The sequence below is a fragment of the Stenotrophomonas sp. YJH_SMC_82 genome (genome assembly GCF_059368875.1).
The window spans coordinates 293,059-307,896 of sequence record NZ_JCAFSE010000002.1; the positions used below are offsets into that span (position 1 = coordinate 293,059).

At 67.3% G+C, this 14,838-nt stretch carries 11 protein-coding genes; 4 read left to right on the plus strand and 7 right to left on the minus strand.

Annotation, left to right across the window (positions count from 1 at the left end; all coding sequences use genetic code 11):
* Positions 1 to 7: 7 nt before the first annotated feature.
* From fabV to queA, 6 genes are all read right to left on the minus strand, one after another.
* Positions 8 to 1,267 (minus strand): enoyl-ACP reductase FabV, encoded by a 1,260-nt coding sequence (gene fabV / locus AC5P53_RS08965; protein ID WP_495227306.1) that lies wholly within the window; start codon positions 1,265 to 1,267, stop codon positions 8 to 10.
* A gap of 734 nt (positions 1,268 to 2,001) precedes the next feature.
* Positions 2,002 to 2,982 (minus strand): protein translocase subunit SecF, encoded by a 981-nt coding sequence (secF, locus tag AC5P53_RS08970; protein WP_014646828.1) that lies wholly within the window; start codon positions 2,980 to 2,982, stop codon positions 2,002 to 2,004.
* A gap of 16 nt (positions 2,983 to 2,998) precedes the next feature.
* The gene (secD, locus tag AC5P53_RS08975) at positions 2,999 to 4,855 is read right to left on the minus strand and encodes a protein translocase subunit SecD (RefSeq protein ID WP_241886701.1); all 1,857 of its coding nucleotides are present in this window, start codon (positions 4,853 to 4,855) and stop codon (positions 2,999 to 3,001) included.
* A 61-nt stretch (positions 4,856 to 4,916) separates the two neighbouring features.
* Positions 4,917 to 5,261: a preprotein translocase subunit YajC gene (gene yajC, locus AC5P53_RS08980; RefSeq protein ID WP_014036867.1), complete on the minus strand. Its 345-nt coding sequence runs from the start codon at positions 5,259 to 5,261 to the stop codon at positions 4,917 to 4,919.
* Positions 5,262 to 5,394: 133 nt separating this feature from the next.
* A complete protein-coding gene (gene tgt / locus AC5P53_RS08985) occupies positions 5,395 to 6,525 on the minus strand; it encodes a tRNA guanosine(34) transglycosylase Tgt (RefSeq protein WP_014646826.1) in 1,131 nt (376 codons plus the stop codon).
* A gap of 98 nt (positions 6,526 to 6,623) precedes the next feature.
* Positions 6,624 to 7,691: a tRNA preQ1(34) S-adenosylmethionine ribosyltransferase-isomerase QueA gene (gene queA / locus AC5P53_RS08990; protein WP_014646825.1), complete on the minus strand. Its 1,068-nt coding sequence runs from the start codon at positions 7,689 to 7,691 to the stop codon at positions 6,624 to 6,626.
* Between the two features lie 209 nt (positions 7,692 to 7,900).
* Here queA and AC5P53_RS08995 point away from each other — a divergent pair, with 209 nt between their 5' ends.
* Both AC5P53_RS08995 and AC5P53_RS09000 read left to right on the plus strand, forming a co-directional pair.
* Entirely contained in the window at positions 7,901 to 9,397 is a 1,497-nt protein-coding gene (locus tag AC5P53_RS08995; RefSeq protein WP_241886700.1) for an aminotransferase class III-fold pyridoxal phosphate-dependent enzyme, read from the plus strand.
* A 193-nt stretch (positions 9,398 to 9,590) separates the two neighbouring features.
* Positions 9,591 to 10,184, plus strand: coding sequence for an LOG family protein (locus tag AC5P53_RS09000; protein ID WP_014036864.1), 594 nt, complete (start codon positions 9,591 to 9,593; stop codon positions 10,182 to 10,184).
* Positions 10,185 to 10,203: 19 nt separating this feature from the next.
* Here the strand turns inward: AC5P53_RS09000 and AC5P53_RS09005 are convergent, their stop codons facing one another.
* A complete protein-coding gene (locus tag AC5P53_RS09005; protein WP_069117163.1) occupies positions 10,204 to 13,044 on the minus strand; it encodes a bifunctional diguanylate cyclase/phosphodiesterase in 2,841 nt (946 codons plus the stop codon).
* A gap of 247 nt (positions 13,045 to 13,291) precedes the next feature.
* Here AC5P53_RS09005 and AC5P53_RS09010 point away from each other — a divergent pair, with 247 nt between their 5' ends.
* Positions 13,292 to 13,810: an RNA polymerase sigma factor gene (locus AC5P53_RS09010; RefSeq protein ID WP_241887016.1), complete on the plus strand. Its 519-nt coding sequence runs from the start codon at positions 13,292 to 13,294 to the stop codon at positions 13,808 to 13,810.
* Complete coding sequence (locus AC5P53_RS09015) at positions 13,807 to 14,805, plus strand: hypothetical protein (RefSeq protein WP_241886699.1); 999 nt, start codon at positions 13,807 to 13,809, stop codon at positions 14,803 to 14,805. Before AC5P53_RS09010 ends, AC5P53_RS09015 begins: the two co-directional genes overlap by 4 nt.
* Positions 14,806 to 14,838 lie beyond the last annotated feature (33 nt).

The window sequence follows — 14,838 nt, forward strand, 5'->3', positions numbered from 1 at the left end:
TCGTTGATCAGGTCATGTCGACCAGATTTTCGATCTTCACGTCCGGATTGACGTCGGCCTCGTAGTCCACGCCCTCCACGCCGAAGCCGAACAGGCGCAGGAAGTCGGCCTTGTAGCCGGCCAGATCGCTGATCTCGTACAGGTTCTCGTTGGTCACCTGCGGCCACAGCGCGACCACCCTGCCCTGCACATCTGCGGCCATTTCCTTGTAATCGGCGCGCAGGCGGCCTTCCTCATCCATCAGCGCAACGGTGCGGCCATCGCCATCGACCAGGTCGTGGCGCAGGCGATCGATCGCCACGCCGTCGGCCTTGCCGCCGTAGAGGATGTCGTACAGCACGTCCAGCTGTTCGATGCAGCCTTCGTGGGTGCCCTTTTCCTTCATCACCTTGAACAGCAGCGACAGGTACAGCGGCATGGTCGGAATGGCCGAGCTGGCCTGGGTCACCACCGCCTTCAGCACCGATACGCGTGCATCGCCACCGATCTTGGCCAGCTTCTCGCGCAGGCCCAGCACCTTGGTGTCCAGGTCCTTCTTGGCCGCACCGATCGAGCCATTCCAGTAGATCGCCTGGGTGATCTCTTCGCCCACGTAGGTGAAGGCGGTGGTGGTGCAGCCGTTGGCCAGCACGCCGGCATCGGCGAGCGCGTCGATCCACATCTGCCAGTCTTCGCCGCCCATCACCGCGACGGTACCGGCGATCTCTTCCGGGGTAGCCGGCTGCAGGTGGGTCTCGGTCAGCACCTCCTTGTCGGTATCCAGGCCACGCAGGGTGATCGGCTCGCCGATCGGCTTCAGCGAGGAGCTGATGATCTCGCCGGTCTTCGGATGCTTGCGGCGCGGCGCCGCCAGGCTGTAGACAACCTGGTCGACCTGGCCGAGATCGGCCTTGATCATTTCGATGGTCTTCGCCTTCACTTCATCGGAGAAGGCATCGCCGTTGATGCTCTTGGCATACAGGCCGGCTTCGTCGGCGTACTTGTGGAACGCAGCCGAGTTGTACCAGCCCGCCGTGCCCGGCTTGGTCTCGCTGCCCGGCCGTTCGAAGAAGATGCCGAGGGTGGCGGCGCCACTGCCAAAGGCAGCGGTGATGCGCGCGGCCAGGCCGTAGCCGGTCGAGGCACCGATCACCAGCACCCGCTTGGGACCGTTCTGGATCGGTGGGCGCGCGCGGATGTAGTCGATCTGCTGCTTGACCGCGGCCTCGCAGCCGGTCGGGTGGGTGGTGACGCAGATGAAGCCGCGGACGCGCGGTTTGATGACCATGGATACCTCGGGTTGGCAGATGCGGCGCACGGGGCGCTCAGCAGGAATACGGGCGCGCGCCTGCGCGCGCGAACCGCAGGATCGTAGTGCGCGGGGGACGATTGCACAACCGACGCTGGCGTAGGGTGGGGTTTCTCTTTGCAGGGCTGCACCCTGCACACGCGGTAGTGCCGGCCGCTGGCCGGCAACCTCAACAGCAGCATCAAAAGCGGGGTTCCTGTGGGTTGGCGGGGTGGATCCGGTTGCGGGGGACGCTGCAAGTACGTCCATGTAAGCTCGGTCGCCGCATCCATGCGGCTCACGCCCCCTCAACCGGACCCACCCCGCCCTCGACAGTTCTCCGCGATCTGCCAGGACGGCTTTCTGCTCTGGTGGGTGTCGCCCTTGGTCGACATGGTAGATCTGATTCCAGTCTGATTATCGATATCTGATAGATGTGTCGACCAAGGTCGACACCTACCAACAGCCGCAGGAATCTGTCAGAGGCGGGGCGGTGTCGGAGTGCGGGGTGTCAGCCGCATGGATGCGGCTGCCAAGCCTACACGGACGTACTTGCGGCGTCCCCGCACTCCGACACCGTCCCGCCCAACCACGGAATGCACTCTGTTGCTGTTGCTGTTGCTGTTGCTGTTGCCGGCCAGCGGCCGGCACTACCGCGGGTGCAGGGCTGCAAGCCCTGCACACAAAAAACCCCGCTTGCGCGGGGTTCTCTGTGTGCCGCATGCAGCAGATGCTTACGGGCGACGGGCCAGGGCCTCGACGTCCTTCGCCTTCGGCAGCAGGTCCTGCTTGCTGACGCGCAGGAAGCCGATCGTCAGCATCGGCACCGCGACCAGGATCGAGGACAGCACCACGATCACCGCACCGATCATGTGCGTCTCGGCCAGGCCTTCCATCGACGCACCGCCGTACAGGTACAGGGCAAGCGCCGACAGGAAGAACATCACCGCGGTGATCACCGTACGCGACAGCGTCTGGTTGATCGAACGGTTCAGCACCTCCATCGAGTCCACGCGCAGGCTGCGGAAGTTCTCGCGGACGCGGTCGAACACCACGATGATGTCGTTGATCGCAAAGCCCATCACCGACAGCAGGCCGGCCAGCACGGTCAGGTCGAACTCACGGCCCAGCAGGGACACGTAGGCGACCGTCACGATCAGGTCGAACATCGCCACGATGCTGGCGGTGACCGCGAACTTCCATTCGAAGCGCACCGCGATGTAGATCAGGAAGCCGGCCAGCATGAAAATGGTGGCGTACAGGCCGTTCTTCGCCAGGTCCTTGCCGATCTGCGGGCCGACGAATGCGGTACTCATCACCGTGGCCTGGTTGTCGGCGCTGGACAGCACCTTCACCACGGCCGCGGCGGTGGCCTTGTCCTCGGCAGCGGCATCACCGGTGCCCGGCGCATGCTCGCCGTGCGGCGCCAGGCGGATCAGCAGGTCGGTATTGCCACCGACGCTCTGCACCTGGGCACCGTCGAAGCCGTTCTGCTCCAGCTTGGCGCGGACCTGCTCGACGTCCACGGCCTTCTCGAAACGCGTTTCGATCAGGGTGCCGCCGGTGAAGTCCAGTGCGTAGTTGAAGCCCTTGATGCCGATGATGGCGACCGAGGCCAGGAACACCACGATGGTGACTGCCATGGCGACATGGCGCCAGCGCATGAAGTCGATCTTGGTGTCGTTCGGGAGGATGTGCAGCGGAAACAGTTTCATTGTGCGTGTCGTCCCGTCAGATGGCCACGTTCTGGAGCTTCTTGCGACGGCCGTAGATCAGCGTCGCCAGCGCACGCGACACGGTGATCGCAGTGAACATGGAGGCGAAAATACCGATGATCATGGTCAGCGCGAAGCCCTTCAGCGGACCGGTACCGAATGCGAACAGCGCCACGCCGACGATCAGGCCGGTCAGGTTGGCGTCGAGGATGGTGCCCGAGGCACGCTCGTAACCGGTCACGATCGCGGTCTTGCCCGGCACGCCGGCGCGCAGTTCTTCACGGATACGCTCGTTGATCAGCACGTTGGCGTCCACCGACAGGCCCACCGACAACGCCAGGCCGGCGAAGCCCGGCAGGGTCATGGTGGCGCCGAACAGCGACATCACCGCCACCACGATCAGCAGGTTGAACAGCATCGCCGCCGAGGTGATCACACCGAACATGCGGTAGTAGATGCTGAAGAACACCAGGGTGAACAGGAACGCGAACACCACCGCGCGCATGCCGTTCTTGACGTTCTCGGCGCCCAGGCTCGGGCCGACCACGCGCTCTTCGACGAAGTCCATCGGCGCGGCCAGCGAGCCGGACTTCAGCAGCTTGGCCAGGTCCTCGGCTTCCTTCTTCTGCAGGCCGGTGGTCTGGAAGTTCTTGCCGAACACGCCGTTGATGTTGGCCACCGAGATCACTTCCTCGTTGACCTTGAAGCCACGCACTTCCTGGCCGTCGACGACGGTCACGGTCGGCACGCGTTCGGTGTAGACCACCGCCATCGGCTTGTTCACGTTGGCGCTGGTGAAGTCGAACATGCGCTGGCCGCCGACATTGTTCAGCGTCACGCTGACGGCCGGGGAGCCACTGTTCGAATCGGTCACCGCCTGCGCGCCGACCATCTGGTCACCGGTGACGATCACGCGCTTGTTCAGCAGGATCGGGCCGCGGCCATCACGCTGCTGGTAGACCTTCGCTTCCGGCGGGATGCGGCCGGAATTGATGGCGTCCTGCGCATTGCCCTCGACCACCGCGCGGTACTCCAGGGTGGCGGTGGCGCCGATCATGCGCTTGGCTTCGGCGGTGTCCTGCACGCCCGGCAGCTGCACGACCACACGGTCGGCACCCTGGCGCTGGATGATCGGCTCGGCCACGCCGAGCTGGTTCACGCGGTTGCGCAGGGTGTTGATGTTCTGCTCGATGGCGCCGTTGGCGATCTGCGTGATCTCGGTCTCCGGCACGGTGACCGTGATGCGGTTGCCGCTGACGTCATAGCCGAGCGTCGGCTGTGCCTTGACCAGGGCGGCACGGGCACGCTGCGCGGCGTCGTCACCGGCGGACGGGCTCAGGTTGGCCACGATGCTGTTGTCCGCACGGCGCTCCACCGACTGGTAGGCGATGCGGGCGTCACGCAGGGTGCCGCGCACGTCTTCGGTGTAGGCATCCAGGCGCTTGTCGAGGGCGGCCTTCTGGTCGACCTGCAGCACGAAGTGCACGCCACCCTGAAGGTCCAGGCCGAGCACCATCGGGCGACCGCCCAGCCGGGCCAGCCAGTCCGGCACGGTCGAGGCCAGGTTCAGGGCCACCGTGTACTTCTCGCCGACGGTGTCGCGCAGGGCATCGCTGGCCGCAGACTGCGACTTCAGGTCCGGCAGGCGGACGATCAGGCTTTCCCCTTCCTTTTCGGCACCGATGGCAGTGACCCCGGCCTTCTTCAGGTCGGCCAGCACACGGACGCGCAGCGCATCGTCGATCTGCCCGCCACGGTTGGCGGTGATCTGGATGGCCGGGTCCTTCTGGTAGATGTTGGGCAGCGCGTACAGCGCACTGAGCGCCAGTACGATCAGGATGACGACGTACTTCCAGCGTGGAAATTCGAGCATTGCTTGGGTCCCGCGCGGCGCCATCCCCGGCGCCGCGGTTGTGCTTCGGAAAGGGAGTGGCTTACTTGGCCGAATCCAGGGTGCCGGTCGGCAGCACGCTGCCGACAGCGCCCTTCTGCACGCGGATGCGCACGTTCTCGGCCACTTCGATGGTGATGAAGTTGTCGCCGATGTCGGTGACCTTGCCGGCGATGCCACCGTTGGTCAGCACTTCGTCGCCACGCTTGATCTTCTCCAGCATGGACTTGTGTTCCTTCTGCCGCTTCATCTGCGGGCGGATCATCAGGAAGTACATGATGGCGATCAGGATGATCGGGAACAGCAGCGTGGTCAGGCCCATGCCCTGCGGTTGGCCGCCGGCGGCCTGGGCGTGGGCGGCGGGAATCAGGAAAGCAAGCAGGTTCATCGTTGGTCCTTTGGTTGGGCGGCGCTCCCGTCCCTTCAGGGACGGGGGTGTCGACCGCGGATCTGGGTCAGCCTTGAAGTATGCCACGGCCCCGGGCGTTCGTCCTTGGGCCGTTTGGCAGGGGGCGTTCGGGTTACAGCGGCGGGGCCACCGCCCCGCGTGCCGCGTAGAAGGACTCACGGAAGGCCAGGAAGGTTCCCGCCTCGATCGCCGCGCGGATGTCGGCCATCAGCTTTTCGTAGTAGAACAGGTTGTGCAGGGTGCCCAGCATCGGCGCCAGCATCTCGTTGCAGCGGTCCAGGTGGCGCAGGTAGGAACGGGTGTAGCCGCCGGTGCAGGCCACGCAGCCACAACCCGGCTCGATCGGGTCCATGTCGCGCGCGTACTGGGAGTTGCGGATGCGGACGGTGCCGAACGAGGTGAAATAGTGGCCGTTGCGGGCGTTGCGGGTCGGCATCACGCAATCGAACATGTCCACGCCACGTGCGACACCCTCGACCAGGTCCTCCGGCCGGCCCACGCCCATCAGGTAGCGCGGGCGGTCGCCCGGCAGCTCCGGGTCCAGGTGGTCGAGCATGGCGTTGCGCTCGTGCTCCGGCTCGCCCACGGCCAGGCCGCCGATGGCGTAGCCGTCGAAGCCGATCGCCTGCAGGGCATCGGCCGAGCGGCTGCGCAGGTCGGTATGCACGCCGCCCTGGACGATGCCGAACAGGGCCGCGTCGTTGCCCAGTTCGTCATGCGCGTTGCGGCTGCGCTGCGCCCAGCGCAGGCTCAACTCCATCGAACGGCGGGCAACGTCCTCGGTGGCCGGGTACGGGGTGCATTCGTCGAAGATCATCACGATGTCCGAATCGAGCACCTTCTGGATCTTCATGCTCTCCTCGGGACCGAGGAAGACCCGTGCGCCGTCGGTCGGCGAGGCGAAGGTCACGCCCTGCTCGGTGATCTTGCGGCGGTGCGCCAGCGAGAACACCTGGAAGCCGCCGGAGTCGGTCAGGATCGGGCCATCCCAGCGGCAGAAGCCGTGCAGGCCGCCGTGGTCGGCGATGATGTCCAGGCCCGGGCGCAGGTACAGGTGGAAGGTATTGCCGAGGATGATCTCGGCGCCCAGCGCGCGCACCTGGTCCGGCAGGATGCCCTTGACCGAGCCATAGGTCCCCACCGGCATGAAGGCCGGCGTTTCCACCGTGCCACGCGGGAAGGTCAGGCGGCCACGGCGGGCACGGCCGTCGCGGGTCTGGAGCTGGAACTGCAGTCGGGACATGGAGCGGTCATTGGGGCAAATAGTTGCCTATTGTCTCCCAAGAAGGCGTGCGCACCAAGGTGCGCACCCACAGGGGGCCCCTGCCCTCCCGGGGCGCGCTACCCCGCCTGCGGGAACAGCAGCATCGCGTCGCCGTAGCTGAAGAAGCGGTAGCGCTGCTCGATCGCGTGCTGGTAGGCCTCGAACACGCGCTCCTTGCCGGCAAACGCGGAGATCATCATCAGCAGCGTGCTTTCCGGCAGGTGGAAGTTGGTCACCATCGCGTCGACGCTGCGGATGCGGTAGCCCGGGGTGATGAAGATCTGCGTCTCGCCGGCGAACGGCAGCAGCTCGCCATCGCGCATCGCGCTTTCCAGCGCGCGCACCACGGTGGTGCCGACGCCGATCACGCGGCCGCCGGCGGCGCGCGTGCGCCGCACCTGCTGCACCAGTTCGGCACCGACATTCAGCCACTCGCGGTGCATCACGTGGTCCTTCAGGTCTTCGGCACGCACCGGCTGGAAGGTGCCCGCGCCCACGTGCAGGGTGACGTGGCCGAACTCCACGCCCTTTTCCTTCAGTGCGGCCAGCAACGGTTCGTCGAAATGCAGGCCCGCGGTCGGTGCCGCCACCGCGCCCACTTCACGCGCGAACACGGTCTGGTAGCGCTCGCGGTCGTCCACGCCCGGCTCGCGCTGGATGTACGGCGGCAGCGGCAGGCGGCCGGCATGCAGCAGCCACTGCTCCAGCGACTCGGGCACGTGGAACTGCAGCACGTAGAACTCGCCATCGCGGCCCAGCACCTCGGCTTCGCCACCGGCATCCAGCGCGATGCGGCTGCCGGCCTTCGGCGACTTGCTGGCGCCCACCTGAGCACGGGCCTGCTGGCCGCCGAGCAAGCGCTCGATCAGGATCTCCACGCGGCCGCCGCTGGCCTTCTGCCCGAACAGGCGCGCCGGGATCACCCGGGTGTCGTTGAACACCAGCAGGTCGCCCGGCTGCAGCAGCGACGGAAGGTCACGCACCTGCAGGTCGGTGAACGCGGCGGGGGCTTGCGGCACCAGCAGCAGGCGGCTGGCGGAACGCTCGGCCAGGGGCGCCTGCGCGATCAGTTCGGCCGGCAGGTCGTAGTTGAAATCAGACTTCTTCAAGGCAGTGGGCGGCAACAGGTCGACAATGGCGCGCATTGTACGTCCAGCGTCTGCGAGCCGGCGTGCTTCGCGGCGAACGTCGCGCAAAATGCTGCTATGCAGCAGGTTTTTGCGGGGTTATCGCGCAAAAAAACAAGTGCTAGCATCGAGTCGGAAGTCCGCTGCACGAGCCTGTCCCCAAGCGCGCGTTGACGCGCGTTTTGCTTTTGAAGGCCCGTGCGACCCATCGTTTCAGGAGATCTGCAATGAGCTTCATCGAACGCCTCGCCCCCCTGCGCACCCAGCCCGGCACCCGCCTCACCACCGGCCTGGACGACGCCACCCTGACCGCCCTGTCCGTCCGCCACCCGCAGCTGATCGCCGCAGTGGATGCCGCCGCCGAGGAGTTCGCGCGCGTGCAGGCCGACCTGGGGCCGCTGCTGGCGCAGGACGAACAGGCGCAGATCGACGCGATGCAGGACGGCTTCGTCAATTTCTACGCCGATGATGCAGTGACCCCGTACGTGGCGCTGGCCGCGCGTGGCCCCTGGGTGGTCACCCTGAAGGGCGCGGTGCTGTACGACGCCGGCGGCTACGGCATGCTCGGCTTCGGGCACACCCCGGATGCCGTGCTGGAGGCGATGGCACGCCCACAGGTGATGGCCAACATCATGACCCCCAGCCTGTCGCAGCAGCGCTTCATCACGGCCCTGCGCGCCGAGATCGGCCACCGCCGTGGCGGCTGCCCGTTCGCGCGCTTCATGTGCCTGAATTCCGGCTCCGAGGCGGTTGGCCTGGCCGCGCGCATCGCCGACGTCAACGCCAAGCTGCAGACCGACCCGGGCGCGCGCCACGCCGGCGCCACGATCAAGCGCGTGGTGGTCAAGGGCAGCTTCCATGGCCGTACCGACCGCCCTGCCCTGTATTCCGATTCCAGCCGCAAGAGCTACATGCAGCACCTGGCCAGCTACCGCGGCGAGGATTCGGTGATCACCGTGGCGCCGTACGACGAGGCCGGCCTGCGCAATGTGTTCGAGGACGCCGCACGCAACCAGTGGTTCATCGAGGCGGTGTTCCTGGAACCGGTAATGGGCGAAGGCGACCCGGGCCGTTCGGTGCCGCCGGCGTTCTATGCCGTGGCCCGTGAGCTGACCCGTGCGCACGGCAGCCTGCTGCTGCTGGACTCGATCCAGGCTGGCCTGCGCGCGCATGGCGTGCTGTCGGTGGTCGATTACCCGGGCTTCGAAGGCCTGGATCCGCCGGACATGGAGACCTACTCCAAGGCGCTCAACGCCGCGCAGTACCCGCTGTCGGTGCTGGCGGTGACCGAGCACGCCGCGCAGCTGTACCGCAAGGGCATCTACGGCAACACCATGACCAGCAACCCACGCGCGCTGGACGTGGCCTGTGCCACCCTGGCGCAGCTGACCCCGCAGGTGCGTGCCAACATCGCCGAGCGCGGTGCCGAGGCCGTGCGCAAGCTGGAACAGCTCAAGAGCGAACTGGGTGGCCTGATCACCAAGGTGCAGGGCACCGGCCTGCTGTTCTCCTGCGAGCTGGCCCCGCAGTTCAAGTGCTACGGCGCCAATTCCACCGAGGAATGGCTGCGCCAGCACGGCATCAACGTGATCCACGGCGGCGAGAATTCGCTGCGCTTCACCCCGCACTTCGGCATGGACAGCGATGAGCTGGACCTGCTGGTCGGCATGGTGGGCCGCGCCCTGCGTGAAGGCCCGCGCCGCGAACAGGCGGCTGCCGCGTAAGCCTGCTTGGCGTTTGTAGAGTCGAGCCATGCTCGACTCAGCCTTTGCCGCGATCTGAACGAAGCGCAGCCGAGCGTGGCTCGGCTCTACAGAAGGCCTGTCAAGGCCTCATAATCCACCGACACCCCGTCCCTGACCGCCCTGCGGTTGGCGACGGGGCGTTTTCGTTTCCGGCCAAGAGACAGGAAGATCCATGAAATCGATCTGTGTGTACTGTGGTTCCAACGCTGGCAGCAAGCCGGCCTACACCGAACGCGCCATTGCCCTGGGTGATCGCATCGCCCGTGACGGCCTGCGCCTGGTGTATGGCGGCGGCAACGTCGGCCTGATGGGAACCGTGGCCAATGCCGTGCTCGCCGCCGGCGGGGAGGTGACCGGCGTGATCCCGCGCCAGCTGGCCGACTGGGAAGTGGCCCACCGCGGCCTGACCGAACTGGAGATCGTCGGTTCGATGCATGAGCGCAAGTCGCGCATGTTCGACCTCGCCGATGGCTTCGTCGCCCTGCCCGGCGGCTTCGGCACCATGGAAGAGATCTTCGAGATGCTGACCTGGCGCCAGCTGGGCATCGGCAACAAGCCATGCGCCTTCCTCGACGTGGAAGGCTTCTACGCCCCGCTGATCGGCATGATCGATCGCATGGTGGAAGAGCGCTTCCTGCATCCGGACCAGCGCCAGGACCTGTGGTACGGCTCGGACATCGAGGAAATGCTGGAGTGGATGCAGAACTATCAGCCGGCCCAGGCTTCCAAGTGGATCGACGAGAAGCGTCGCTCCGCCCTGCGCTGAGGCGACCCGGCGCGGTGGCTCAGGCCACCGCGCCGTCCCACGGCGCCGGGCGGCCCAGCAGGTAGCCCTGGCCGTAGTCGCAACCAAGTTCGCGCAGCGTCTGCCGCTGCGCTTCGGTCTCGATGCCTTCGCCGATGGTTTCGATGCCCAAGGTGCGGGCCAGTGACAGCACGCCCTCGACCAGCGCGCGCGTGCTCTGCACTTCCGGCCCATGCAGGCCGGCGATGAAGCTCTGGTCGATCTTCAACGTGCTGATCGGGAAGCGGTGCAGGTAGGACAGCGCCGAGAAGCCGGTACCGAAATCGTCCAGCTGCACCTGGATGCCACGCTCGCGCAGGCCCTGCAGGATGCGCAGCGTGTGCGGGCCATCATCCAGCAGCGCCACCTCGGTAATCTCCAGGCGCAGCCGGCGCGGGTCGGCGCCGCATGCATCGAGCAGACCGAACAGGCGGCCACTGAACTCGGCCGAGCGGAAATGGCGTGGCGATACGTTCACCGAGACATAGCCGTGGCCGCCTTCGGCCAGTCCCGCGATGACCTGTTCGTAGATCAGCCAGTCGACCTGCTCGATCAGGCCGCTTTCCTCGCCCAGCTCCAGGAACGCCCCGGGCAGCAACAGGCCACGACGCTCGTGGCGCCAGCGCAGCAAGGCCTCGTGCCCCACGACTTCGCCATCGGACAGGCGCACGATCGGCTGGTAGAACGGCACGAAGTCGCGGTTGTTGATCGCACGCCGCAGATCCGCTTCCAGGTCCAGGCTGCGCATCGCTTCTTCGCGCATGTCTTCGTCGAAGATCGCGCAGCGGTCATGACCCTGCGCCTTGGCCCGGTACATCGCCGCGTCTGCGTCGCGCAGCAGTTCTTCACCGGTCCGGTAGCGCGGGTTCCACAAGGCGATGCCCAGGCTGCCGGACGGGAACAGTTCGCGCCCGGCGATCCACATCGATTCCTGCAGTGCCAGCAACAGCCGCTGGCCGAACTCCAGCGCCTGTGCCAGCCCCTGCGGACACTGCAGCAGCACCGCGAACTCATCGCCGCCCAGCCGCGCCACCACGTCATCGGTGCCGGCCATCGATACGATGCGCTTGGCCACCTCCACCAGCATGCGATCTCCGGCAGCGTGGCCGATGCTGTCGTTGACCAGCTTGAAGCGGTCCAGGTCGAGGAACAGCACGGCGAACACCGGCCCACCCTCGCGCTTGGCCAGCGCCAGCGCATCCTGCAGGCGATCAAGCAGGTGCAGGCGGTTGGGCAGGCCGGTCAGCGCATCGTGCATGGCCTGATGGGTCAGGCGCTGCTCGGCACGCAGGCGCTCGCCGATCTGCCCGAGCAGCTTCTCGTTGACCTCGGCCAGCTCGCGGGTACGTTCCTCCACGCGCTTTTCCAGCTCGGCATGCGCCGAACGCAGCTGCTGCTGGTCGCGCTGGCGCGCCAGCCCGGTTCCGATGTTCTGTGCAACGAAGGTCAACAAGCGCTGATCGTGCACGCTGAAAGTGCTGTTCTCGCTGTAGCTCTGCACCACGATCGCGCCGACCACCTCGTCATCGCGCAGCAGCGGCACACCCAGCCAGCAATGCGAACGTGCGCCCGATTCGCGCACTTCGCCGCTGGCCAGCAGTGCGTCGATCTGCTGCCGCGAAGCCAGCAACGGACGCCGGTTGCGCACCACGTACTCGGTCAGGCCGCGGCTGAACGGGCGTGGCGCACGGCTGGCGTTGTGCTCGTCCACCGAGTAGACGAAGTCCAGGCCGCTGCCGGCCCCGTTCACCAGCGCGATGTAGAAATTGCGCGCGTCAAGCAGGCGCCCGACCACGCCATGCACCTGCCCGTAGAACTGGGCCAGGCTGTCGGCCGACATCGCCATCTCGGCGATGTTGTACAGCGCGGTCTGCAGCTGCTCTGCGCGGCGGCGCTCGGCCACTTCATCCTGCAGGCTGTGGTTGGCACGCTGCAGCTCCAGCGTGCGCCGCTCCACCTGCTGTTCCAGCCGGACCTGCGCCTGGCGCCGGTCCATCGCGGTCTGCACGTGCTGCGCGACAAAACCCAGCAGCGCCCGCTCGGCCTCGCCATAACGGGCCGCCAGCTCATAGCTCTGCACCACGATGGCGCCGCATACCCGTCCATCGCGCAGCATCGGCACGCCCAGCCAGTCCAGGCTCTCCGGTCCACGCTGCGGGTCGTGCTCCTGCTCGACCACGCGCGCCAGCAACTCGCGCGAGGGGCCGCTGAGCGGCTTGCCGTGGCGCAGCAACGCCACGGTCAGGCTGCGCGGCATCTCATCGGCGTCATGGCTCTGCGACGGATCGGCGACGAAGTCATCGACCTGGTCGGCGAAGTACAGGAAGCGGATCTGGTCGCGGACATCGTCGTACTCGACGATGTAGCAGTTTTCCGCGTACATCAGCGTGCCAAGCACGCCGTGCACGTGACGCAGCATCTCCGACATCTCCAGGTCGGCGCCAGCCAGATCGGCGATCTGGAACAGCGCCTGCTGCAGCCGTTCAGCTTCTTCCAGCGCCTTGATCTGCCCGGCCTGGCGACCGCGCTGCAGCGCCAGCTCCATGGCCTGCCGGGCCAGCCCCCACCACGCCGCTGAAGGCACGGCACCTTCGACCGACAACTGCAGGCGGGCACCGTCATATTCCCAGCCATGGCAACCGTTGCCCACGCCGGGCACCGTCAACGCGTCGGCCGCCGCGACAGCCGGCCAGCCGCCCTGTCCGCGGCCCAGCTGCGGGTCATCCCAGCCAACGCGGACCACGGCCGAGTCCGGCAGCAGCGCATGCAATGCGCGCACCAGCGCCGTGCTCAGCACGGCCTCGTGTGGTGGCTCTTCCGCCGGTTCAACGTGCGTGGACAAATGACAATCTCTCGGCGCCGTCTGTGCGTCGCCTCCCCTGAGCCGCCGAGCATAGCGCGCCACCCGGGGGGCAATGGAAGCCCGTAAACCCCGAATCGTGCGCCCGTACGTTTTTCCTCCTGCCCGTAGCCGCTTCCACGCCATGAACCTCGCCCTGCCCGCCCCCGTCACCGGCTATGCGCCACCGCCTGCAGGCCTTACCCTGTACGCTGTGGAAGCCAGCGCACTGCCAACCGATGAAGCCTTGATGCTGGCCTGGGCCGGTGGCGACCTGCGCGCGTTCGAAAGCCTGTATGCACGCCATCGCAAGCGCCTGTTCGGCTTCCTGCTGCGGCAACTGCGCGACAACGCGTTGGCCGAGGAGATCTTCCAGGATGTCTGGCAGCGGGTGATCAGCGCGCGCGCGGGCTGGCAGCCTGACGCTGCATTCAGCACCTGGCTGTTCCGCATCGCCCACAACCGCCTGAACGACCACTGGCGGGCCGCTCGCCATCGCCCTGCCGCACCGGCCGACGCCGACCTGCGCCTGGCCGCGATCGAGGACGGGCAGACCCCGGAAGCCGAGCTTTCCGAACTCGAACAACGTCGCCGCATCCAGCTGGCGATGGAGCAACTGCCGCCCGAGCAGCGCGAAGTGCTGCAGCTGCGGCTGGATCAGGAACTGAGCCTGGAGGAGATCGGCCAGATCACCGGCGTAGGCCGGGAAACCGTGAAATCGCGGCTGCGCTATGCGATGGACAAGCTGCGTGCGGGATTGAACGCATGAACCGAGACGAACCGCTGACGCCGGAAGAACGCGAGCTGGCGCGCCTGCTCGGCCGTCGCGTCGAACAGGCCCCGCCGGCCGCGCTGGACGCCACCATCCTGGCCGCGGCGCGCGCTGCCGTGCACGCACCGGCGGCCGATGCTGCTGTCTCCGCCGAGGCGCCGCGCAGGCAGCGCACACGTCCGCGTTGGCCGGCGGTGTTCGGCATCGCCGCCTCGATGGTGTTCGCCATCGGCATCGCCTGGCAGCTGCGCCCGGAACCGCCGCCGGTTCCGGCAGGCGAGGCCGCTGTTGCCGCGGCGCCCGCTGCGGCAGACGTCGCGGCCGCCGATCAGGCCGCTGGGAGCAGTCCAGCCGACAGCGCGGTTGCCGCATCGGAAACGGCCACCGAACCTGCAGCACCCGAGGCGGCCCCTGTTGCCGCTCCCCCGGCGCCGTCCGTCGCGCGGGTAGCCAAGCCTGCGCCGACCGAGACTGCTGAAGCTCCGGCCCAGGCTGCACGAGCGATGGCAGCGGATGCGGCCGCCGATACGTCCTTTGCGGCGCTCCCGCCTGGTCTGGCCACCGCACCGGCAGCGGCACCGCCCGCGCCTCCCGCACCGGCTGCCTATTCGGCACCTGCACCGGCATTGGCGCCGGCCCCGGCAGGGGCGCTGAAAGCACGCAGCGCCGAGGCGCCAGTGGCCAACGCTGCCGATGCGGAACGGGCGCAGGCACTGGATCGGGTAGAGATCACCTCGATGAAGCGGCAGGCCCCGAGCCGCTCCGCGCCCGGCGTCATGCGCCGCGGCGCCGACGCGCGGCTCAGTGCGGATGCCGTGCAGGCCGAGGTGGACGCCGATGCACAGCTGCCGCGACGGCAGTGGCTGCAAAAGATCCGCGCGCGCCGCGATGACGGCCAGCGCGACCTGGCCCGCGCCAGCCTGGAGCGCTATGTGCAGCAGTATCCGGAAGCACGCCTGCCGCGCGACCTGCGCCCGCTGCTGGACGACTGAAGCGGGCAGTGACCTCTGGCGACCCCGTAGAAT

Bases quoted from the DNA above. Each gene is read 5' to 3' on its own strand.
- fabV (WP_495227306.1), bottom strand. From the start codon at position 1,267: ATGGTCATCAAACCGCGCGTCCGCGGCTTCATCTGCGTCACCACCCAC.
- secF (WP_014646828.1), bottom strand. From the start codon at position 2,982: ATGAAACTGTTTCCGCTGCACATCCTCCCGAACGACACCAAGATCGAC.
- secD (WP_241886701.1), bottom strand. From the start codon at position 4,855: ATGCTCGAATTTCCACGCTGGAAGTACGTCGTCATCCTGATCGTACTG.
- yajC (WP_014036867.1), bottom strand. From the start codon at position 5,261: ATGAACCTGCTTGCTTTCCTGATTCCCGCCGCCCACGCCCAGGCCGCC.
- tgt (WP_014646826.1), bottom strand. From the start codon at position 6,525: ATGTCCCGACTGCAGTTCCAGCTCCAGACCCGCGACGGCCGTGCCCGC.
- queA (WP_014646825.1), bottom strand. From the start codon at position 7,691: ATGCGCGCCATTGTCGACCTGTTGCCGCCCACTGCCTTGAAGAAGTCT.
- AC5P53_RS08995 (WP_241886700.1), top strand. From the start codon at position 7,901: ATGAGCTTCATCGAACGCCTCGCCCCCCTGCGCACCCAGCCCGGCACC.
- AC5P53_RS09000 (WP_014036864.1), top strand. From the start codon at position 9,591: ATGAAATCGATCTGTGTGTACTGTGGTTCCAACGCTGGCAGCAAGCCG.
- AC5P53_RS09010 (WP_241887016.1), top strand. From the start codon at position 13,292: ATGCTGGCCTGGGCCGGTGGCGACCTGCGCGCGTTCGAAAGCCTGTAT.
- AC5P53_RS09015 (WP_241886699.1), top strand. From the start codon at position 13,807: ATGAACCGAGACGAACCGCTGACGCCGGAAGAACGCGAGCTGGCGCGC.